Genomic DNA, 21,984 nt, shown 5'->3' with positions numbered 1-21,984 from the left:
CTGACAGAGTCACAAATAAAATCGATATTCAACTATAAACTATAACTTGAATTTTCGGATACTTAAAAGGGCTGTTGCAGTTGCAACAGCCTTACAATTTTTGTAAAGTTATCACCATTTTTTAATGCCTGATACCAAAGTCAGGTTATATTATACCATCAAATCTTTTAAAATCAAAGCATTGATAAAAAATAAACAATGTATTTTTTTATATACAATAAAAATGCATATGAAGGATTAGCAAATACGACTTGCAAAATACTTAATCAATTTTTTTGTGTTTAACCTCTTGCCTAATAATAAAAATGATGCTATAATATAAAACGTTTAAACGCTGCGGGATTGTGTAATGGTAGCACGAATGACTCTGGATCATTTTGTGAGGGTTCGAATCCTTCTCCCGCAGCCATTCAAATCTACAATATTGAAGATGTCGATAGTGTTTGTATGAACGGTTATTTTCTTCATAGAGGGTTGGATGATGTGTTTTTGCCCTTCATTTTCCCTTATTACTATCATGTCCCGTATTTTTCTTGTAATTAAATCCGAAGAAACACTTTATGCACATGAAACTTTTGGATTTATCACGCCAGTAAACCATGTGCATGTCAGAACCGCAGATAGGGCATTTGTATTCTGTTTTTTGATGATATACATGGATTATGGCACTCATCTTGTTTGTCCTCCATTATGGTTATTTAACGGATGAAAATATCCGGTAATCAATATCAGGAAAGATGTCGTCTTTATGCTGTATATCTCTTAACCAATCTTCATTTATTATGCCTTCCTTGATGTCATGGTATAGCTTTGAAAAACGTCCTATATGGTCTTTTATTCTCTTTTCTGCATAACGGACCATTGTGCCTGTTTTCATTATAAAGGCCCAATCGCTGCTTTGAGCAAGAAGTAATTCTCTTGCAGCCTGATTCAGAGCCTCCTTCTTTATTCCTTCAGCAAATTTGTTTTCATTAGCAAGCTCGACCATTCTTTCGGCAGCTTTATGAAGATGCTTGTATATCCAATCATTTGTATTATTCAACCAGACTTCATTATAGCCCCTGTATCCCCATGATGAAGGGCAAGGTGAAGATACTTGCATAACAGGGTTTTCATTAATGTATTCGTAAGGTGTGGTTAAACTTATTAAATTCTGGTCATAGTATATTTTTTTTAACAAAGAATAAAGCCAATAAGGTCCTTCATACCACCAATGCCCCAAAAGCTCCGCATCATAGGGGCAAGTAATAATGGGCGGTTTATCCATTTTATCTGCCAGGTATTCTACCTGCCGTTGCCTGTTGATTATAAAGTCAAGGGCATGGATATTTGCTTTATTCTTAGCCCAATCAGGGTTATAGGGTTGTTTTTCTTCAGTATTACCGGTTATCCTATAATATTTTATTCCTGTATCAATTCTTTGGCCATCCGGTGAGATATATTTTCTTATATATTCATAGTCTAAGTCATACCCAATATCTCTGTAAAATTCTCTGTAGTCAAAGTCTCCAGGATATCCTTCTTTTGAACTCCATACTTGCTTTGAGGAGTCAATATCCCTTCCAAAAGCAATGATTCCGTTGGGAGTTATTATAGGTGCAAAGGTACCGAATACAGGTCTTGGGTCAGCAAATAGAATACCGTGGGATTCAGTAAAGAAATATTCTATACCGTGCTGCTTTAACGCAGGTTCAATTGAAGGTGCATATCCACACTCAGGAAGCCACATGCCCTTTGGTTTAAATCCAAAAAATCTTTCAAAGGTTTTTATACCCATAGCGATTTGGGCGTTAATACTTTCCATGTTAATTGCAAGGAGAGGAAGAAATCCATGGGTAGCTGATGAGGTTATATATTCGAATTTTCCGGTTTTATAAGCTTCTTTAAAAGGAGTTATCAAATTTTTACCATACTTATCTCTAAATATGTAAAGGTCATTTTTATACTTTTCATTGTACATTATGGCCAACCTATGAAATTCAGGTTGATCTTTAGTGCGTACAATTTCTTTGTCAGATAGCTCAATAAGCCTTTCCAAATATCTTATGTACCGGCTTTGCAATAGAGGATTGGATAGCATTGAAAGGAGCGGGGGAGTAAAGGAAATTGTAATACGAAAGTCCGTGCCATCATTCAGCAGCTTTTCAAATGTAGTAATAAGAGGTATATAGGTTTCGGAAATAGCTTCAAAGAGCCACCTTTCTTCCAGGTATTCATCCTGTTCGGGATGATGTACAAAGGGAAGGTGAGCGTGCAGAACAAAAGCTATATAGCCTTTTTTCAATAAAATCCTCCTTTCATTGTTATAAATTCTTTTATAAACTCTTTTATAAGTTTGTTTCATAAGTTCTTTGAAAATTCATTTTTAAACATTTCAAAAGAGCTTATTGCCTTTTCTATAGGTACATATGCCGGTAGGTTTTTACCTGGGGCTGGGGTGCTTATCTTTACAATTTTAGAAGCATCTTTATAGTTTACAAAGCATACTGTATCATTAAGGCTTATATTTACACTAGGCATCGTAACATGATTTGAAGTTGCAAAATTTATAAAAAATTCGTCTAAAAACTTACGCCCAATTTCAACCATATAAATGCAGCCGGAATCGGGCACATTGATATACCAACTGGTGGAAAAATCATTTAATCTAATAAAAAAACTTGAGTTTTTGGATATGTTTGTTACTCTCAGTGCCGGTACCGAGTTTTCCAGTATTTTTACTTCGATATTTTCTTTAAAACTTTTTAGTTTTTCATCAGAGATTTCCCAGTAAGTATAAAGCAAATGGGGATCTACAGCCATTAAAGTTATTTTTGTATCCCCGTAAGTTTCAGGTAGTTGATACAGGCTTTGCAATTCCATCCCCGACAATTATGATTCCTCCTTCCATGATATTACCATGATATTAACCCTATTATACTATATTTTTGTTTAATTAATTCATTTTATTCAAAATGAATTTCAATAGTTTCATTCAAGAAAGCAAACATATAAAGATAGCCAGAATAATTATACGCAAATAATCAGGATTAATACATAAAGCAAATGGGAAAGCTAAACAATAATAGTGGTCAAAATATTGGCAAGAAAGGGGAAAACAAATGAAGATTTTAATGCTTTCCTGGGAGTATCCCCCGAGGATTATAGGGGGAATTTCAAGGGTTGTATATAATCTAGCGCAGAAACTTGGAGAAGGAGGGAATGAGGTACATGTTGTTACTTGTTGGGAAAGTGGGGCAAAAGAGGAAGAATTTGATTATTATGTCCATGTACACAGGGTCCATACTTGTGAAATAGATGCAAGCAGTTTTATTAATTGGGTGCAGCAGATGAATTTTTCTCTTTTAGAAAGGGCGGTAAAGCTTATAAACGAAAAAGGCAAGGTTGATATTATTCATGCGCATGATTGGCTGACGGCTTTTGCTGCTAAAGCATTAAAACATATTTATATGATACCTTTGGTATCTACAATACATGCTACAGAAGCAGGAAGAAACCAGGGTATACATAATGATGTGCAAAGGTATATAAATAGCGTAGAATGGTGGCTGACATATGAATCATGGAGAGTAATTGTGAACAGCAAGTTTATGAAAGATGAAGTAAAAAACACTTTCCAACTACCTGAAGATAAAATTAGGGTAATACCCAATGGCGTAAATCTTGATAAGTTTAAGAATTATAGTAAAGACAGCCAATTCAGAAGGAACTATGCCATGGATAATGAGAAAATTGTATTTTTTGTAGGTAGGCTTGTTAACGAAAAGGGGGCTCATATCCTTATTAATGCTGCTCCCAAAATTATTCACTATTATAATAACGTAAAATTTGTAATTGCAGGCAAGGGGCCACAACTTGAATACTTACGTAAAATTGCGGATGAAATGAATATTTCCCACAAAATATACTTCACAGGGTACATTAGCGAAGACGAACTGGCGAAGCTATATAAGTGTGCTGATGTAGCAGTTTTTCCAAGCCTTTATGAGCCCTTTGGAATAGTGGCTTTAGAAGGAATGCTGGCAAATGTTCCGGTAGTTGTCTCAGATGCAGGGGGGTTGGGAGAAATTGTTGAACATGGTATTGATGGGATGAAGTCTTATGCAGGGAATTCAAATTCGCTTGCGGACAGTATTTTGGAAGTTCTTTTTAATCCTGAAAAGGCAGAAGAAATGAAAAAAAAAGCTATGAAAAAAGTACATCTTATGTACAACTGGGACATTATAACAAGTCAGACGTTGGATGTATATAAAGAGGTTGTTGACACCGAAAACCATGGGTGAAAATGTGCCCAAAAATCAAAGTAAAATTGGGCGCATTTTCTTCATAAAAATAAAATGCGCCCATAAAATTGACAGTCCAATATAAATGATTTAATATTATACTTGAATATACAATATTAGAAATATGCTATACAGAAATGTTATAATAAGCATTATAATAAATGTTCTAGATAATAAATGTTCTAATTAATGTAATTGGAGGTTTGATTGTGTCAAGGAAAAAAAAGAAGTTGAAGGTTATACCATTAGGGGGAGTACAGGAAATTGGCAAGAATATTACAGTATTTGAGTATGATGAAGATATTTTAATTGTAGACTGTGGTTTGACATTTCCGGAAGATGAAATGCTGGGAATAGATCTGGTAATTCCTGATGTATCATATATTATTAAAAATAAAGATAGGGTGAAAGGGATAGTATTAACTCATGGGCATGAAGACCATATAGGGGCTATTCCTTATGTCCTGAAGGAAATAAATGTTCCCATCTATGGAACAAGATTAACTTTAGGACTGCTGGAAAACAAATTGGAAGAACATGGTATGCGTAAGCAGGCTACGCTTATTAATGTTAGACAGGGGCAGGTTATAGAGCTTGGCAGTTTTAAAATAGAATTTATCCGTTCTACCCATAGTATTGCCGATTCTGTTGCACTGGCAATAACAACTCCTGTAGGAATTATTGTCCATACTTCTGATTTTAAAATTGATCATACTCCTATTGAGGGAGAACCTATGGATCTTGCCCGCCTGGCTGAAATAGGTAATAAAGGCGTATTATTACTTATGTGTGATAGTACCAATATCGAAAGAGAAGGTTATACCATGTCTGAAAGGACTGTTGGTATTGCCTTTGAGGAAATATTCATGAAGGCAAAAGGTAGAATTCTTGTAGCAACCTTTGCGTCAAATGTCCACAGAATCCAGCAGGTAATAAATGCATCGGTAAAGTCAAATAGGAGAGTTGCGGTATGCGGCAGGAGTATGTCCAATGTAGTTGAAGTTGCGATGAAACTTGGGTATTTAACGGTACCTGAAGGTACTATTATTGACATTGATTATATTGATAGATATCCGTTGGATAGTATAACGATAATTACTACAGGGACCCAGGGAGAACCTATGTCTGCATTATCAAGAATGGCTTCATCCGAACATAAAAAAGTAGAAATTGTACCCGGCGACCTTGTGATAATATCTGCTTCCCCAATACCTGGTAATGAGAAGTTTGTTTTTAGGGTAATAAACGAGTTGTTTAAAAAAGGTGCTAACGTCATATATGAAGCCCTGGCGGACATCCATGTGTCAGGGCATGCCTGCCGGGAAGAAATAAAACTGATACACAGACTTGTAAAGCCTCAATATTTTATGCCTGTGCATGGAGAATACAGGCACTTAAAGCAGCATGCAAACCTGGCTTATGAACTGGGCATGCCCACGGAGAATATATTTATAATGGATATTGGAAAAGTACTGGAAATCTCTCCTGATGGGGCTAAAGTTAATAGCAGTGTCCCTTCAGGAAGAGTATTTGTTGACGGGTTAGGAGTAGGGGATGTGGGGAATATAGTACTCCGGGATAGAAAACACTTGTCCCAGGATGGATTGATTGTAATTGTAATAACCACTGAAAAAGAAACAGGTGCTTTAATTGCGGGCCCTGATATTATCTCAAGGGGATTTGTTTATGTAAGGGAGTCGGAAGATTTAATGGAACAAGCTAGGGAAGTGACTAGAAACGCTCTTATGAAATGTGAGGAAAAGAAAAAGTCTGACTGGTCAGTTATTAAAAGTATTATCAAGGACGATTTGAGCAGCTTTTTATATGAAAAGACAAAGAGAAACCCTATGATTTTACCTATAATAATGGAGATTTGAATTTGGTAATGTGCAGCATAGCATGTGCAATTTCATAAGCCGATCGTTCGCTTAACGGCAACAACGTCTCGATTTAAGCTCACTTTATGCTTATTTCAATTTGCACATGCTGCTCCACTATTCAAATTACGAATTGAAGATCGATGTTTTAATTTTTAATGTTTTGCTTTGCATATTTCTGCAGCTGCATCAGCAGCAGAAGCTGCGTCGGGTTTATACACATCGGCTCCTATACTCTTGCAGAAATTATCATTTACGGGAGCGCCGCCTACCATGATGGCTACTTTATCTCTTATTCCTGCATTCTTAGCTGCTTCGACAACATTTTTCATTTCGCCCATGGTAGTTGTGAGCAGTGCAGAGCATGCAATAATTTGGGCTTCGTTTTCAATTGCTGCGATAATAAATTTATCTGCCGGAACGTCAATTCCTAAGTCTATGACCTCAAGACCTTTGCCCTCCATCATCATTCTAACCAGGTTCTTGCCGATATCATGGAGGTCACCTTTTACGGTACCGAGTACAACTTTACCTTTTGCCTTAACACCACTTGATGCCAGTAAGGGTTTCAGAAGCTCAGAGCCCGCATTCATTGCTCTTGCTGCAATAAGTACATCAGGAACATAAACTTCGTTGTTCTTGAACTTTTCTCCTATAACACTCATGCCGGCTAAAAGCCCTTCTTCAAGGATTCTTTCTGCACTGATCCCTTCATCAATAGCTTTCTGGACTAACTCTTTTACGTTCTTTGCCTTACCTTGCTGTAGGTTTAGAGAAATTTCATTTAAAATACTCATATTATACGCCTCCTATTTTTATTAGCAGTTATTAATATATTTTTAATATATTTAAATTTAATATATTATTGTATGTATTTATTTTAAATGCTCTATATTATTATAAAATTTTATTTTATAATATAATAGAGTTTACTCACTTATCTGTCCCCTGGATTCACGGTATTTTCCTGGGCTTATGCCAACCATTTTCTTAAATACTTTAGAGAAATAACTCTGGTCTTCATAACCTACGTAGTTGGATATATCTACCAGAGATATTGAATCGTCCAACAACAGTTTTTTGCTCATTTCAATTCTGACCCGGTTAAGGTAGTTGTTAAAATTAGTTTTCATTTCTTCTTTAAAAACCTTGCTAAAATAAGCAGGGCTAAGATATACATGGGAGGCTACTTCTTCAAGTGTAATTTTCTTCATATAATTTTTTTTGATATAGTCAATAGCCCTGTAAATAACATCCACATGCTTGACTCCGGTTAAGTTGAAAACGCAGTCGGTAAACCTCATCATTATTTTTGACAACCAATAAGTTAACTCTTCCACTGTTTTAAAGCTGTGTATTTCATTCAAATACCTATAGTTTAAACCAAATATCTGTTCGACATCTGCGCCGCCTTCAAGGGCTGCCCTGGAAAGAAGGACAATAAGTTCAAGAATTCGGGCTTTTATTACCTCAAAATCTCCTCCCGTTGAAAAGAATATATGTCCGAATATTTCGTTAAGTATTTTTTGCGAACCGGCTTTATCACCCAAGGAAATTAGCCTTAAAAGCTCTTTTTCTTTTTCAATAGGATAATTGTTTAGCTCCTTGTCATCACCCCCCATTGTTTTAATATAATGTATATACTCTGAAATATTTGCCTGATGGTCAATATATTCTCTTTCTTCAAGGTACTTTGAAGGCTGTATGTCTGAAATGTAAACGGCAACTATAAACAGAAGCTCAGACATACTGTTAACTGTTTCCGGCTTAATTACAGGAATTTCCTCTATATTTTTTTTAATTTCATTAAGATATTTTTCATCAATACTATTTTTTCTTAAAATATCTTCTATAAGGAATTCCTCCGGTTCTACCATTTGGACCGGTCCCGCCAGCACAGCACCTTTTAGGACACTATTTACCGTTATTGGCGATACCCAATGTACAAGACCCATGGGGCAGAAAAAGACATATTTCCCTCCAAATCTTTCTGCCTGGTAGCTTCCATATAAATGGGCATTTGTACAACTTTGGTGCCCTTCAAATATCTTTTCTATATTTTTGCATAACATACAATCCCTATTTTTACTACACTTTTCGTAAAGGGTTTGTCCCTTTGAATCAATTATTATACAGCGAATTCCCGTAGAATCGCTGTACGCATCTATAGCCGTTATTGCTCTTTTGAGGCTGAACCCAATATCGTTTGTAAAATTTTCTTTGCCCATTCGCTTCACTTTCATTATGTTAATATTAGTTATATTAATATAAGTACAACTAGTATAAATAATATCATAAATTTCAATTATGTACAAAAGATATTTTTTTGATATTTTTTTCTTTGCCATATATCTAAATATTAAATATTCAAGGAGCATATTCTTTTTGTATCTTATGTATTTATAGTACTATTAACTTAATATAAGGTATTGAAAAAATTTTATGTTTTTTGTACTTTTTTACCTATATTCCTTTTTCCCTTACTTTGTTAAAAAAAATACAAAGAATATAAATATTTTATAAGAAAATATTAGAACATGGGATTTATAATTATCCTAGAAGAAAGGATGTGTTCCAGATGAAACAAAATATGAAAAAATGGATACTGAATATATCAAACTCTATTGATAGGTCTGCAATGCCGTTAATGACTTATCCTGGATTGGAAATTACCAATAAAACGATAATGGATATAACTACTGATGGTGAAGCACAGTTTAAGTGTATTGAAGCCCTTGCACAAAAATATCCCTCAGTGGGGGCTGTTACGGTAATGGATTTGTCTGTAGAGGCTCAGGCCTTTGGAAGTTCTGTAATTTTTTCCGACAAAGAGGTACCTACTGTGTCGGGTAGGATCGTTGATGGAAGGGAATCGGCAGAAGCCCTGAAGGTACCAAAAGTAGGTGAAGGACGTACATTGGCTTATATTATGGCTGCAGAACTGGCCGCGAAGAATATAAAAGACAGGCCGGTATTTGCAGGGGAGATTGGTCCTTTTTCGCTGGCGGGAAGGCTTTACGGCATGATGGAGATTATGGTTGCGCTTTTCCTTGAACCCGAAACGGTGCATATAGTGTTGGAAAAGGCTACGGAATTTCTTATAAATTATGCAAAAGCCTATAAGAAGGTTAGGGCTAATGGAATAATAATTGCAGAGCCGGCTGCAGGGTTACTTTCCCCTATACAATGTGAAGAGTTTTCTTCCAAATATGTTAAGAAGATTGTAGATGCAGTACAAGACGATTATTTCATGGTTATTCTCCACAACTGCGGAAATACAAAGGAACTTATACCTTCTTTGGTGTCAACAGGCGCCATGGGATTCCACTTCGGCAATGCAGTAGATTTAAAGAGTATATTACCTCAAATACCTTGGGGAAGGCTTGCCTTTGGGAATATTGATCCTGCCGGGGTATTTAAGAATGGAAGCAGGGAGGATGTGAAGAATAAGACCTGGGAATTATTGGAGAATACAGCTATTTACAAAAACTTTGTACTATCTTCAGGGTGTGACATTCCACCGGGTACACCTGTAAGCAATATAGAAGCATTTTTTGAAACGCTGGATAAGTTTAATAGATTGATGGTCCGAGCTACGGGTTAGGGTGAGTTATAACAATATTACTGGATTACTGGTAAATTCTTGTCCAGCTTTTCTAAAATCGGGGTTTTTATACCCCAAAACGAAAATATCTGTTGATAAAGCTTCTTTTTCAAGCATTTTATTAAGAAGTGTGTTGCAAGTTTTGGTAAAGTCTGCCGTCTTAATAATAACAGGAAGAGAGGCATTTTTGTTTATTTTTGAAAGAAGGTGGGCTCCCTTATTATTGAAACCTAGGACTCTTATATATTGGGGCCCACCATAATTATTGAAAGTTTGGAATTCCCGTGCTGTTATGTTCAGAAGCAAACATAAAAGCATCCTTTGTACCCTGGTTTTTGTGTAACGCTTGGTGCAGATATTTTCTATAAGCCGGTTAATGGTTCCGGAATTATAGGCGGCATTCTTTATCCTATTTTCCAGCCCTTCTGTAATATTACAGAAAAGCTTTATATCTTCAGGCTGCATTTTCCTTACTATTGCCATAATGATACTTTCAAAACAATCCAATGAAACAGGGCCTCTGCCGTTAAAAAATTCATTTTCAAGTATTTCAGCACTTTTTAAGGGTAGAGCCCTTTTAACATTATCGTCAATGAAAACCGAATCCTTTAATATAGCTTTACGTACTGCAGTTGCACTGGATATTTCTCCTGTAAGGTGCTCTGTTGTGTATAAATTAGCCTTACGCTTTACTGTAACAGGAGTAATTTTGCTTCCCAATCTCTTTAATGCTTTAAGGTATTCAATTCCAAGAATGTTGTTGGAAGAACTCATAATTTGGTTTATATTAATAGACGTAAAATTGATAATGTGGAATTTCTTTAAGTATTCCTGCAGTGCTTTTTCTGTTGCTGCCGGATATGACAGGCCTGAATCCAGGCATTCCTTTAAAAGGACTTTATAATGCTCAGGCTCATGGGACAATATTTCTGCAACAGAGTTCAACGGCTCTATTTGTCCTATCTCACTCCCAAAACTCATATAATCTACAATGCCGAGGCTATCAAGAATTTTTACTCCCGCGTGAGCAAAAAATTCAGCGCTTGCTGTTGCATATATTACAGGTATTTCTACAATAAGGTCGGCACCTGCCGATAATGCCATTTTTGCTCTTGCCCATTTGTTTACAATGGCAGGTTCGCCCCTTTGAACAAAATTGCCACTCATGGCACATACTGTATAATCGGCAGAAGTATAGACTATAGATTCCTGCAAATGGTACAGGTGTCCATTATGAAAAGGATTATATTCGGCTATTATCCCTAGTACCCTCATTTATTATAATGTCCCTCCGGATATCGCCTTTTACTGCCGTTTATATTTCAAGTAAGCCTTCCCTATACTTTGATAAATAATTCATGCAAAAATCGTCCTGCCCAAGCAGTGCCTCAGTGGCAAAAAGGTAAGTCATCAATTTTTTATCAAGAGGGTCAAGTATTGCTCCGTCCATGCCTGCTGCCATGGCAGCTATAAGAAATGCCTGGTTTAAAACTTTTCTGCCGGGAAGACCAAAGGAAATATTGCTAAGGCCGCAAGCTATGTGGACATCGGGATATTTATTTTTTACAGCTCTTATAGTTTCCAGGGCCACAACACCATAGTGGGAGCCTGTACCTATAGGCCTTATCATAGGGTCAATATAAATGTCTTCAGGTTTTATACCTCTGCCGGTTAGCTTCCCGATTATTCTTTCAGCGATTTCCAGCCTGTCTTCTACAGTTTCAGGCATTCCACTGTCATCCATACAAAGGGCTATTACCGCTGTGTTATACTCCAGTATTAATGGCAAGATAGATTCATATCTCTCCTTTTCATCTGTTATTGAGTTAATAATGGGTTTGCCGTTTTTGTTAACTTTAAGGGCTCTTTCTATGGCTGTTGCGTTAGGTGAGTCCAAAGCGAAAGGGGCATCAATTACTTCCTGGACTGTTTTAACCAGCCATTCCAGCCTTTCAGGTTCGTTCTCATGGAACATTCCTGCGTTTACATCAATGTAGTTTGCACCTGCTTCATATTGTTTTTTAGCCAGATCCTGTATAAATTTTGCATCATAGTTTTCAATAGCCGGGCGTACAGCTTTAAGGGTACTATTGATTTTCTCACCTATAATAATCATTGAATCCCTCCTAAATTTTAATTTTATATTTTATATTGTAATTAATTTTTTATATTGTAATTAATTATAAACTAATTTTCTGTCTACAACAATGATTTTTACCCAAAGACATATTTCTTACAAAAAATATTAAGAATTCACAAAACAATAATTGTGATATAATAGCTTTAGGTTATTTGAGAAAGAGTGGATATTTATGGTGAATAAAGTAAATTTGCAAAACAACAGCGAATTATATATAGAAGATAAGAGCAGATCAAATTTGCAAAACACTGAAAAAAAAGGCCGTATATGGGAATTGGATTTTTTGAGGGGAATAGCGTTACTTTTAATGATATATTTTCATATAATTTTTGACATGAAGGATATATTTGGTTATGATGTAGATTATAGTAAAGGATTCAATAAAATTACAGGAAGTGCTGCAGGGATACTTTTTATATTAATTTCCGGTATAAGCTGTACTTTAAGCAGAAGCAATGTTAAAAGGGCTTTGAAAATACTTGCTGTTGCTCTAGGTATAACCGTAGTTACCCATCTTTATAATGTTGAAATGGGTATAAAGTTTGGGGTATTGCATTTCCTTGGATTGAGCATATTAATGTATCCCTTATTAAGGAAACTGAACGAATACTTTCTTACAGCTCTAGGTACTGTCATTTTAATACTGGGGGGGTATGTTTCAAGGTTGAATCCTGCTTTTGACTATTTTTTTATTCTTGGAATAACAAGCGAAAAATTTGTATCGTCAGACTACTATCCTCTTATACCATGGCTCGGGATTTTTATTTATGGTATAATATTAGGAAAGGTCCTGTATAAAGATAAAAAAAGTATTTTAAACTTTGAATTGAAGAATAATATTATAAGTTGGTTGGGGAAAAATACTTTACTGGTTTATATTATACATCAGCCTATAATATTAATTATTATTGAACTAATTAAAAAGATTGCGGTATAATGTTTTATGCAAAAACTATGCAAAAACTATTTTTATGGAGGATGGTATGCAAAAACTTGTAATAATTGAAGGAGACATAACAACAGTTAAAGTAGATGCTATTGTTAATGCTGCAAATAAAACCCTTCTGGGTGGCGGTGGGGTAGATGGAGCTATTCACCGTGCTGCAGGTCCCGGGCTTCTTGAAGAATGTAAAACCTTGGGCGGTTGTGAAACGGGAGAGGCAAAAATCACAAAGGGGTATAATCTCCCGGCGAAATATGTAATACACACTGTTGGTCCTGTATGGAAGGGCGGGAATGATAGAGAAGATGAATTATTGGCACTATGTTACAAAAATTCTCTTAAGCTTGCTATAGAAAATGATATTAAGACAATTGCCTTTCCTTCAATAAGTACCGGCGCTTATGGTTTCCCTGTAAACAGGGCTGCAAGAATTGCAGTAAATGAAATAAACAAGTTCCTGGAAGCTGATGAAGGTAATAGTATTTCAAAAGTTTTTATTGTTTGTTTTGATAGTAATACATATGAAAGTTATATAAATGCTAAAAATGAAATATGCGGTGAAGACTGTTAGAAGTATACTTTTTGGTGCATAGGTTAAAATAAAAGGCCTGGGGCATTGAAAAGGGGAAGGAGAGAGCTTCTCCTTCATTTTTTATAAGTTTAAATTTTAAGTTAATTGAATTTTTTTAAATAAACTGTAAAAACATTTACTGTAATTGAAACTTTATCTAATTCTTATACGTCTAAAATTACTGATTATAAATTGAAGGTAATTATATTTTTAACAAAATTTTAATCAATTAATGGTAAGGCCTTGATAAAATGCTTTTTAAAGGGGGTGTGAGGATATTTGGAAAATATAATTGTACTTCAGGATGTACGAAAAGTATACAGAATAGGAAATGAAAAAGTTGTCGCCTTAGATAATATTAGTTTAAATATACCGAAAGGAGAGTTCTGTTGTTTCCTTGGTACATCCGGTTCGGGAAAATCTACCCTGCTGCACCTTATGGCAGGTTTGGAGAAACCTACAAAAGGCAGCATTATTATTAAAAACATGGAAATACATAAGCTGAGCGAGAGGAAACTTGCAAAATTCCGACAGGATTATGTGGGGTTTGTATTTCAATCTTATAATCTTATGCCAACTTTAACTGCTCTTGAAAATGTAAGCCTTCCTTTGACCTTTAAGGGAATTCCCAAAGTTATAAGAGATAAGCGGGCAAGAAAAATGTTAAAAGGAGTGGGGCTGGAAACCCACCTTAAACACAAACCAACCCAGATGAGCGGTGGGCAGCAGCAAAGGGTTGGAATAGCACGGGCTTTTGTGAGCAACCCGGAAATTGTTTTTGCTGATGAGCCTACAGGAAACCTTGATACAAAAACTACAAAGGAAGTTATGGACCTTATTACTTCAATGGCAAGGAAAAATAATCAAACTTTAATAATTGTGACTCATGATATTGACATTGCAAGGTATGCGGATAGGATATTCTATATTAGAGACGGAAGGATTGAGAGAATTGAAACAAACAGTGCAAAAAATTAGGGAGGATAATATGAGAGGATTAAAGGATATGCGTGTTTTTAAAGTTGTTATTGTGTATTTATTAATTACTTTTAGTTTATTTACAATGCTCTGGGCACCGCTTGCAGAGGCTCAGGAAGAAAATGGGGTTGTAAAGTTGGTTGTCGATGAAAATGCCTCGGATAAAGTTGCACAAAAAGGTAAGTTGTTCACAGTTGCAGTAAAACTTATTAATAATTCAGGAAAAGAACTTAGTAATATTTCTTTATCTACATTGCAACAGGAATCTCTTTCACCTATCGGTTATGGTTGGGAAATAGTTGCGGACGGCACTCTTGCCAGCCCCGGTGAACGCAAATTTACTTTACAATTTGTTTATAACGGGACGAATAATTTTGTATCTTTAGGATTTATATGCGATTATAAGATAGAAGGTGTATCTGATAATGCTACAACCAGCTGGAATGTTTATGTAGAAACCCAAAGTGACAGAAGTGATAATACTGTTCCGGACACGACGAAGTATAAACCAAGCATTAATATAAAAAGCGATATTCCAATGCCTGCTTTTAAAGCCGGCGAGGATACTGTTTTGAGCCTTCCTTTAGTCAACGATAGTATTTATGAAGCTAAAAACATAAATGTGGCTATAGATACAAGCAATGTAAACGCTCTGCCTTTTACTTTTGATCAGATAGCTTTAGCTTGCAATATAGAGAAGATACAAGCCAATAAGGAAGATAAGGTTTCTTATAAAATAAAAATAAAACCTGATGCAAAGGAAGGGCTTTACCCGATAACACTTAATTACCAATATTATAATATTTACAATAATTTATTTACATCAACTGAAACGATATATATTAAGATTGTAAATGACAAAACTCCTCCGAAGCTTATTTTGGGAAATATTCAAACTTATAGTAACGATCCGTCGCCCGGGAATATTATGAGCCTGGCATTATTCTTTAAAAACCAAGGTTCTTTACCGGCCAAGGATATTAAAGTTGATTTGGAAGGATTGAGCAGCGAAGGAGTAACTACATATAGGTCTGCTGTTCCCAAATACATACAACAGATTGACGGCCAGGGAGAGGGCAAAGTTGAATACATGTTGATTATATCGGAAAGATTTACGGGTAGTAGTGTTTCTCTCAAAGCAAGAGTGGAATACAAGGATGGAGTAGGAAATCCTTACTCGGAAGAGTACCTGTTTTTCATTCGTATCAATCAAAAAGAGGAAGTAAAAGAAGAAGAAACAAAACCGGAGCTTATATTGAGGGATTTGGATTTTCCGACCAGCACAATCCAAGCCGGCGAAGAGTTCGATTTAAGTTTTTCCCTTGAGAATATAGGCAAAGATGAAGCACGTAATGTAAAAGTTGCATTAACATGCGACACCGGAATTTTACCAAAATCTATGAGTACGGTTATTTTTGACTCTTTGGGAGTAGGACAATCAAGGGACTTGAAGTTTACACTTTTTGCAGATAAGGGTGCAATTACTAAAAACCATTTAATAACAATAAATATAGAATATGAGGATATAGAAGTAAAAGATGAGAATGGAGACGGACAAAATGTAGAAGGCAAGGTAGATAAGTATTCACTAACCAGGTATGCAGGTGTTTATGTGGAAAAGAAGGAAGAAGAGAAAGAAATCGAAGAAAAGACAGTGCCTAAAATTATAATAAGCAGATATTCCTTCGAACCTGGAGAGGTTAAAGCGGGACAGAACTTCATGTTAAGTTTGGCTTTCCTTAATACAAGCAAATTACTGCCTGTAAGAAATATTAAGGTAACTTTTTTCGCAGATGAAGGCGTATTCATTCCAACCAGCAGCAGTAACACCTTTTTTATTGAAAGTATGGGAATACAGAGTATAGTTGAAAGGGAGGTTGAATTGTATCCTAAATCCGATGCTGCGCCAAAATCTCACATTTTGAATATTAATTTTGAATATGAAGATGAGAAAGGCAACCAATACACTGCCTCCGAAAAAATAAGTATTCCTGTAAAGCAAGAACAGAGGCTTGTTATGGGCCAGCTAAATCTGCCCCAATCTATTATGGAAGGTCAGCCAATACCAATATTTCTGGACTTTTTTAATATGGGCAAAAGCACTTTATACAATCTTATGGTTAAATTTGAAGGAGAAGGATTGCAAGCTGAAAGTGCCAATTATTTTGCAGGTAATTTTGAGCCGGGCAGAAGTGACTATTTTGAGAGTATGATTACTCCTTTAACTACAGGAGAAGTAAAGGGAGCTATTGTTTTTAGTTTTGAAGATGAGGCCGGAAACAAGAATGAAATGAGACAGGAGATAAATATCAATGTCATGCCCATGGAGAGGCCTCAAGTGCCCCATGAAGGTGGCGAAATGGTAGATAAATTCCCGGGAGGAATGCCTGGAACAGAGCAACAAAAAAATTTGTTTACCCCATTAAATATTGGAATTGCAGGTGGCGGATTGATTGTAATTATAGTTGTATTAATAATTATCCTCCGCAGGAGGCGGATAAGAAAGGCGGGCATGACTTTCGATGAATAGCATTGATATTATTGGAATGGCTTTCAGGAATTTATGGAGAAGGAAAGTAAGAACCATATTGACTGTGCTGGGTGTTATCGTAGGTACCGCATCAATAGTTGTTATGCTCTCTCTTGGAATAGGCATGAATGAAAGTTTTAAAAAACAGGTAAGCATGATGGGAAGCCTTAATTTGATTACCGTAAATACCTATTATGTCCCTGAGGTTGAAAATGAAACTCAGAAAGTAGCCGTAAAGGGGGGTAATGTGCAAAGAAATACACTGGATGATAAAGCCTTAGAAAAGATGGCACAGATTGAAGGGGTTGAAGCTGTTACCCCTTTGCTCCATTCCTATCTTAAGTTTGTATCGGGGAAATATGTTGCTTATATTCAAGTGGTAGGTATAAATGTCAATGCCATGCAGGCCTTTGACTTTAAGTTGAGTGAGGGAAGGCTTCTTACACCGGAGGATACAAACTCTTTAGTTTTTGGAAATAGTATTCCAAATAATTTCTACAATCCCAGCTCCCGTACCCGGTATTGGTACTACGATACTATGGGGCAGGAAACACCTAATGTGGATGTTTTTAATGATAAAATTGTTATGACGTTTGATATGAGTTATGGCGAGAAATATGCACGGGAAAGGCAAGAGCAGGTACGAGATAAAAGAAACAGGCCTATTGAAGTTAAGGTCGTGGGACTTTTAGAGCAGGGACAGAATGAAAAGGATTATTCCGCTTATATTAACATTGATTACCTTAAAAAACTGATACAGGCAAACAACAGAAATACAAGAACTCCAGGCAGGATATCTTATGGGCCTCTTTCAGGAAGCAGCACTCAGAGCTATGAGCAAGCATGGGTTAAGGTGAAGAAACTGGAAGATGTGGAGAGGGTACAAAAAACCATTAAAGAAATGGGCTATGGAGCATACAGCCTCACTGATATATTGAGGCAAATGCTTAATGCTACCAAAACCATTAGGACGGTACTTGGAGCCATAGGAGCTGTAGCTTTGTTTATTGCAGCCCTTGGTATTACCAATACCATGATAATGTCTATTTATGAAAGAACCCGGGAAATCGGTATCATGAAGGTTTTAGGATGTATCCTGGGAGACATTAGAAGGTTGTTTTTGCTTGAGTCTGCAATGATAGGTTTTTTGGGCGGAATTTTAGGTATTGGTTTTAGCTATGGTGCTTCATTCTTACTTAACCGTGCAGGTATAAGCTTTTTAGATATAGGCTGGAGTATGCCTGGGGCCCAGAACCAAATATCCATTATCCCGTTATGGCTTGCATTAGCTGCAGTGGGTTTTGCATCACTGGTGGGTATAATTTCCGGGGCATATCCTGCATCAAGGGCTATGAGGATAAGTGCCCTCGATGCGATAAGAAACGAATAAGCTAAAATTCTACCTAATGAGCCAGGAAAAACAAACAAGAAAGCAAATCTTAACCTTGACATTTTAATCATTAAACATGTAATATCTAATCATGTAATATAAAAATTATATAATATTATATAGTTAAGTATTTTGCATATTGAATATATAATTTGAATATGCAAATATTTAAAAATCAAAAAAATTAAAGGAGGGTATGATTGTTGTGGCAGATTTTAAAATTGGTGTTATTGTTGACTCGTTCCGGATAGACATTAAGGAAGCTGTAAAAAAAGCAAAAGAAGTAGGAGCCCAGGGAATACAGGTATATACTACAAGAGGACCAATGGCTCCTGAAAATCTTAGCGCCAAACAAAGGAAAGAATTTCTGGATTTGGTTACGTCAAACGGCCTTGTAATATCAGCTCTTTGCGGTGACCTTGGCGAAGGTTTTGCAGATAGGGAGAATAATCCACGCAGGATTGAAAAATCAAAAAGGATTATGGACCTGGCTAAGGACTTAAACACTAATGTTGTTACAACTCATATAGGAGTTGTACCCGAGGATCCCAACCATCCCAGGTGGGCTGTTTTACAGGAAGCTTGTGAGGAATTGGCTGAATATGGTGACGAAGTGGGAGCGTATTTCGCTATCGAAACAGGTCCTGAAACGTCGGCAGTGCTTAAAAAATTCCTGGACAGCCTTAATTCAAGGGGTGTAAGGGTTAATCTTGACCCGGCAAACCTTGTTATGGTAACCGGTGATGACCCTGTGGAAGCAGTTTACAATCTGAAGGATTATATTGTACATACCCATGCAAAAGACGGGATTATGTTAAGAAAAGGAAACCCTGAAGTAATTTATGGAATGATTGAGGAAGAAATTCAACTGGGAGCGGCTTTTAAAGAAGTCCCTCTTGGAGAAGGCAGCGTCAATTTTCCGGAATACCTGAAGGCATTAAAATCTATAGGATATAATGGATTTTTAACAATTGAAAGGGAAGTTGGAGAAAATCCCGAAAAAGATATCCGAATGGCAGTTGAATTCTTGAAAAAAGTTATGAGTGAAATAGAATGATCAATTAGGTTAAAAAAACAAAACTTTATTATGGGAAGGGAGGATGGCATTTCCTCTTAAGATGACTAAAGTCTTGAGTGAAAATGCCTGAATGTATGAAAATAGGAGTAAGCACATATAGTTTTAGTGCCTTAATGAACAATGAGACCATGAGCCAGCTTGAGGTTATTGGAAAAGCAAAGGAAATGGGATTTGATGTGATTGAATTTTCCGGGCTTAGAGTTCCGGAAGGCCAATTTATAGAGTCTTTTGCCGAAAAAGTCAAGGAAGAGTGTGCTCGTGTAGGTATCCAAATGGGAAACTATACTATCGGAGCCGATTTTATTAATGGATCAAACGGTAATTTGGAGGCCGAGATAGAAAGAGTAAAAGGTGAAGTAAAAATTGCAAAAATACTGGGAGCAACCGGAATGCGCCATGATGCCACTAGAGGATTTTTACCCGGATATGTAGGGCCTAAAGGCTTTGATGATGCCTTACCCATATTAATAAAGGGTTGCAGGGCTGTAACAGAGTTTGCGGAAAGCCTGGGGATACGTACCATGGTTGAAAATCACGGGTATTTTTGCCAGGACAGCGACAGGGTTGAGAAGCTTGTAAACGGTGTTAATAATAAGAATTTTGGGATTCTTGTTGATGTAGGCAATTTCCTTTGCGTTGATGAAGACCCTGCGAAAGCAGTAGGAAGGCTGGCGCCCTATGCATTCCATGTGCATGTAAAAGACTTCCATGTGAAGCCGGGTACAGCTCCAAACCCGGGAACAGGTTGGTTTAAATCCAGGGCCGGCAACTTTTTAAGAGGAGCTATAATTGGACATGGGGAAGTACCTGTTGTACAGTGCTTAGAAATACTCAAAAAAGCGGGGTATGACGGGACCGTTTCAATAGAATTTGAGGGTATGGAAGAGCCGCTTACAGGCATATCTGTGGGCTTGGAGAATTTGAAAAGATATCTTGCAATGATTTAACTGATATATTAAATGGAGCATTAATATGCTCCATTTAATACTTTTAATACTTTCCTGCAAAAATAATGATGAGCTTAAAGCAGTAATCAAACGTAAATTTCCGGCAAAATATCGGTTTTTGGATACATTTCTTTTGGAATTGCCTTTTGAATATGCTTATACAGTTAAATAGGTCTGTCTGTTGTTAAGGAGAGGAATTCGTAATGCAATATGAAAGACGCCTTCTCTCAAGATTCGGGTTTTGCGGTTATGGCTCAATGGTTAGAAGCCAGATGGGGTATATTGAGGAAACCTGTAGCTCTGAATATAGCGGAGACGCATATAGTCCGGGATATAGCAGGGAGAAAATCCTGTTTTGATAAGTCATTTCTATAAAATACTTTTTACTGATTCTCTTACTATTAATGTGCCTAACAAATTAATGCTAATATTTCCCATTTCAGAGAATTTTCTGTTTATTAAATAGTCTACGGCTAATTTTCCCATCAACTTCTTGTCAATTTTTATTGTAGTTAGAGGAGGTATGATCATCTTTGATACCTCTAAATCATCAAATCCGATAATAGATATATCATCCGGGACCTTGATGTTCCTCTTTGAAAGTATATTAATTAAAGAGATTGCGATTCTATCTCCGGCGCAAAACCATGCTGTCGGATAAGAAGTAATTCTATTTAGATAAGGCTCAAGAACATCCACTGTATCCATTAACTGAAAATACTCATTTGTCCCTAAGATATTATATTCAGCATTAGGCTCCAAATCATGTTTGAGCATTGCTTGGGTAAAGCCGCACCATCTTTCGAATATGCTTTGGGCAGAAAAAATTGGTCCTATAAAACCGATTTTTTTATGCCCGTTGTCGATTAAATATTTTGTTGCTATATATGCTCCGTTTACATTGGCGGAGACAATTGAATCAACCGGAACATTGTTGTACAAAATATCCACAGTTAGTATAGGAAGACCAATATCATATAGTTTTTTTAAGTAATTTTCTTTTATTATACCGATAACAAGAAATCCTAATATATTCATTTCATGAGGAATAGGTGGGAGCAATAAGTTTTCTTCAGCCTCATGGGTAATGCTGGTTGTGACAGATATACAACCTTGGTTTTTAGCTTCTCTTTCAATTGCCCAAAGCACTTCGGAGTAAAAGAAAGTATCATTAATTAAATATTCCGGTACAATTATAATAATGCATTTGCTTTTTGATTTTTCATTAATTGAAAAGCCGCCATAATTAAGCTGACAAGCAATTTCTATCACGCGTCTTCTGAGTTCGTCGCTAACACCTGGCTTATTATTTAATGCCAGTGATACAGAATTCTTTGATATTCCTAAACGTTTTGCAATATCATCCATTGTGACTTTTTTCCTGTTGCTACGCTGCATAATTATTAACCTCCATATACCTATTACTTATATAACTATAATACATTATATAAAAAAATTGGTTTTTAGTCCAAATTATTATTTATAATTTATAGTGTCAAATAAGTTAGATTATATAAATAATATTATCAAGTTATTACTTGATTAAAGTAATCTTCGCATATAATGTTTATTACAATTATTATTTATATTTTATAAAAAGTTAAAATATTTGTCAAATTTTATTGAAGCTAAAGAAGAACTAG

19 protein-coding genes and 1 tRNA gene are annotated in these 21,984 nt (G+C 36.1%); 12 read left to right on the top strand and 8 right to left on the bottom strand.

The window, feature by feature from the left end; translation table 11 throughout:
* The first annotated feature begins 335 nt into the window (after positions 1 to 335).
* A tRNA-Gln gene (locus HPY74_12745) sits at positions 336 to 409 on the top strand.
* Between the two features lie 87 nt (positions 410 to 496).
* Here HPY74_12745 and HPY74_12740 read toward each other — a convergent pair.
* Genes HPY74_12740 through HPY74_12730 form a run of 3 tightly spaced genes read right to left on the bottom strand, consistent with a single transcriptional unit; the run spans position 497 to position 2,871 of the window.
* On the bottom strand, positions 497 to 673 hold the full coding sequence (locus HPY74_12740) for a hypothetical protein (protein ID NSW91516.1): 177 nt from the start codon (positions 671 to 673) through the stop codon (positions 497 to 499).
* 21 nt (positions 674 to 694) lie between these two features.
* The gene (locus tag HPY74_12735) at positions 695 to 2,284 is read right to left on the bottom strand and encodes a DUF1957 domain-containing protein (protein ID NSW91515.1); all 1,590 of its coding nucleotides are present in this window, start codon (positions 2,282 to 2,284) and stop codon (positions 695 to 697) included.
* A gap of 56 nt (positions 2,285 to 2,340) precedes the next feature.
* On the bottom strand, positions 2,341 to 2,871 hold the full coding sequence (locus HPY74_12730; protein ID NSW91514.1) for a DUF4912 domain-containing protein: 531 nt from the start codon (positions 2,869 to 2,871) through the stop codon (positions 2,341 to 2,343).
* 230 nt (positions 2,872 to 3,101) lie between these two features.
* Here HPY74_12730 and HPY74_12725 point away from each other — a divergent pair, with 230 nt between their 5' ends.
* Positions 3,102 to 4,283: a glycosyltransferase family 4 protein gene (locus HPY74_12725; protein ID NSW91513.1), complete on the top strand. Its 1,182-nt coding sequence runs from the start codon at positions 3,102 to 3,104 to the stop codon at positions 4,281 to 4,283.
* 209 nt (positions 4,284 to 4,492) lie between these two features.
* Positions 4,493 to 6,160 carry a ribonuclease J gene (locus HPY74_12720; protein NSW91512.1) on the top strand — a complete coding sequence of 556 codons (1,668 nt, stop codon included), beginning with the start codon at positions 4,493 to 4,495 and terminating at the stop codon, positions 6,158 to 6,160.
* A gap of 155 nt (positions 6,161 to 6,315) precedes the next feature.
* On the opposite strand, the gene HPY74_12715 is transcribed toward HPY74_12720, so the two are convergent.
* Positions 6,316 to 6,957, bottom strand: a complete 642-nt coding sequence (locus HPY74_12715; GenBank protein NSW91511.1) for a corrinoid protein — start codon at positions 6,955 to 6,957, stop codon at positions 6,316 to 6,318.
* Positions 6,958 to 7,089: 132 nt separating this feature from the next.
* Positions 7,090 to 8,388, bottom strand: coding sequence for a PocR ligand-binding domain-containing protein (locus HPY74_12710; GenBank protein ID NSW91510.1), 1,299 nt, complete (start codon positions 8,386 to 8,388; stop codon positions 7,090 to 7,092).
* 350 nt (positions 8,389 to 8,738) lie between these two features.
* Between HPY74_12710 and HPY74_12705 the strand changes: the two genes are divergently transcribed.
* Complete coding sequence (locus tag HPY74_12705; protein ID NSW91509.1) at positions 8,739 to 9,764, top strand: uroporphyrinogen decarboxylase family protein; 1,026 nt, start codon at positions 8,739 to 8,741, stop codon at positions 9,762 to 9,764.
* Positions 9,765 to 9,770: 6 nt separating this feature from the next.
* On the opposite strand, the gene HPY74_12700 is transcribed toward HPY74_12705, so the two are convergent.
* Complete coding sequence (locus tag HPY74_12700) at positions 9,771 to 11,039, bottom strand: nucleotidyltransferase (protein ID NSW91508.1); 1,269 nt, start codon at positions 11,037 to 11,039, stop codon at positions 9,771 to 9,773.
* A gap of 40 nt (positions 11,040 to 11,079) precedes the next feature.
* Positions 11,080 to 11,880: a methyltetrahydrofolate cobalamin methyltransferase gene (locus tag HPY74_12695; protein ID NSW91507.1), complete on the bottom strand. Its 801-nt coding sequence runs from the start codon at positions 11,878 to 11,880 to the stop codon at positions 11,080 to 11,082.
* Positions 11,881 to 12,076: 196 nt separating this feature from the next.
* On the opposite strand from HPY74_12695, the gene HPY74_12690 reads away from it, so the two are divergent.
* From HPY74_12690 to HPY74_12655, 8 genes are all read left to right on the top strand, one after another.
* Positions 12,077 to 12,841, top strand: a complete 765-nt coding sequence (locus HPY74_12690; protein NSW91506.1) for a DUF1624 domain-containing protein — start codon at positions 12,077 to 12,079, stop codon at positions 12,839 to 12,841.
* A gap of 46 nt (positions 12,842 to 12,887) precedes the next feature.
* Positions 12,888 to 13,418 carry an O-acetyl-ADP-ribose deacetylase gene (locus HPY74_12685; GenBank protein ID NSW91505.1) on the top strand — a complete coding sequence of 177 codons (531 nt, stop codon included), beginning with the start codon at positions 12,888 to 12,890 and terminating at the stop codon, positions 13,416 to 13,418.
* A 279-nt stretch (positions 13,419 to 13,697) separates the two neighbouring features.
* Positions 13,698 to 14,396 carry an ABC transporter ATP-binding protein gene (locus HPY74_12680; GenBank protein NSW91504.1) on the top strand — a complete coding sequence of 233 codons (699 nt, stop codon included), beginning with the start codon at positions 13,698 to 13,700 and terminating at the stop codon, positions 14,394 to 14,396.
* 10 nt (positions 14,397 to 14,406) lie between these two features.
* Positions 14,407 to 16,926 carry a hypothetical protein gene (locus HPY74_12675; GenBank protein ID NSW91503.1) on the top strand — a complete coding sequence of 840 codons (2,520 nt, stop codon included), beginning with the start codon at positions 14,407 to 14,409 and terminating at the stop codon, positions 16,924 to 16,926.
* Complete coding sequence (locus HPY74_12670) at positions 16,919 to 18,316, top strand: ABC transporter permease (protein ID NSW91502.1); 1,398 nt, start codon at positions 16,919 to 16,921, stop codon at positions 18,314 to 18,316. Before HPY74_12675 ends, HPY74_12670 begins: the two co-directional genes overlap by 8 nt.
* A 196-nt stretch (positions 18,317 to 18,512) precedes the next feature.
* Complete coding sequence (locus HPY74_12665; protein NSW91501.1) at positions 18,513 to 19,373, top strand: sugar phosphate isomerase/epimerase; 861 nt, start codon at positions 18,513 to 18,515, stop codon at positions 19,371 to 19,373.
* Between the two features lie 83 nt (positions 19,374 to 19,456).
* Positions 19,457 to 20,341: a sugar phosphate isomerase/epimerase gene (locus HPY74_12660; GenBank protein ID NSW91500.1), complete on the top strand. Its 885-nt coding sequence runs from the start codon at positions 19,457 to 19,459 to the stop codon at positions 20,339 to 20,341.
* Between the two features lie 203 nt (positions 20,342 to 20,544).
* Positions 20,545 to 20,700: a hypothetical protein gene (locus HPY74_12655; GenBank protein ID NSW91499.1), complete on the top strand. Its 156-nt coding sequence runs from the start codon at positions 20,545 to 20,547 to the stop codon at positions 20,698 to 20,700.
* A 10-nt stretch (positions 20,701 to 20,710) separates the two neighbouring features.
* Here the strand turns inward: HPY74_12655 and HPY74_12650 are convergent, their stop codons facing one another.
* Positions 20,711 to 21,739: a LacI family DNA-binding transcriptional regulator gene (locus HPY74_12650; protein NSW91498.1), complete on the bottom strand. Its 1,029-nt coding sequence runs from the start codon at positions 21,737 to 21,739 to the stop codon at positions 20,711 to 20,713.
* Positions 21,740 to 21,984: the final 245 nt, after the last annotated feature.

This window comes from Bacillota bacterium, from assembly GCA_013314855.1.
GTDB lineage: Bacteria > Bacillota > Clostridia > Acetivibrionales > DUMC01 > Ch48.
Note: the sequence above shows the minus strand (reverse complement) of the source record. Positions and strands in the feature narration are given on the sequence as shown.

Coding starts and splice junctions, on each gene's coding strand:
- HPY74_12740 (NSW91516.1), bottom strand. CDS start 673: ATGAGTGCCATAATCCATGTATATCATCAAAAAACAGAATACAAATGC.
- HPY74_12725 (NSW91513.1), top strand. CDS start 3,102: ATGAAGATTTTAATGCTTTCCTGGGAGTATCCCCCGAGGATTATAGGG.
- HPY74_12715 (NSW91511.1), bottom strand. CDS start 6,957: ATGAGTATTTTAAATGAAATTTCTCTAAACCTACAGCAAGGTAAGGCA.
- HPY74_12710 (NSW91510.1), bottom strand. CDS start 8,388: ATGGGCAAAGAAAATTTTACAAACGATATTGGGTTCAGCCTCAAAAGA.
- HPY74_12705 (NSW91509.1), top strand. CDS start 8,739: ATGAAACAAAATATGAAAAAATGGATACTGAATATATCAAACTCTATT.
- HPY74_12700 (NSW91508.1), bottom strand. CDS start 11,039: ATGAGGGTACTAGGGATAATAGCCGAATATAATCCTTTTCATAATGGA.
- HPY74_12695 (NSW91507.1), bottom strand. CDS start 11,880: ATGATTATTATAGGTGAGAAAATCAATAGTACCCTTAAAGCTGTACGC.
- HPY74_12690 (NSW91506.1), top strand. CDS start 12,077: ATGGTGAATAAAGTAAATTTGCAAAACAACAGCGAATTATATATAGAA.
- HPY74_12685 (NSW91505.1), top strand. CDS start 12,888: ATGCAAAAACTTGTAATAATTGAAGGAGACATAACAACAGTTAAAGTA.
- HPY74_12675 (NSW91503.1), top strand. CDS start 14,407: ATGAGAGGATTAAAGGATATGCGTGTTTTTAAAGTTGTTATTGTGTAT.
- HPY74_12670 (NSW91502.1), top strand. CDS start 16,919: ATGAATAGCATTGATATTATTGGAATGGCTTTCAGGAATTTATGGAGA.
- HPY74_12665 (NSW91501.1), top strand. CDS start 18,513: ATGATTGTTGTGGCAGATTTTAAAATTGGTGTTATTGTTGACTCGTTC.
- HPY74_12660 (NSW91500.1), top strand. CDS start 19,457: ATGCCTGAATGTATGAAAATAGGAGTAAGCACATATAGTTTTAGTGCC.
- HPY74_12655 (NSW91499.1), top strand. CDS start 20,545: ATGCAATATGAAAGACGCCTTCTCTCAAGATTCGGGTTTTGCGGTTAT.
- HPY74_12650 (NSW91498.1), bottom strand. CDS start 21,739: ATGCAGCGTAGCAACAGGAAAAAAGTCACAATGGATGATATTGCAAAA.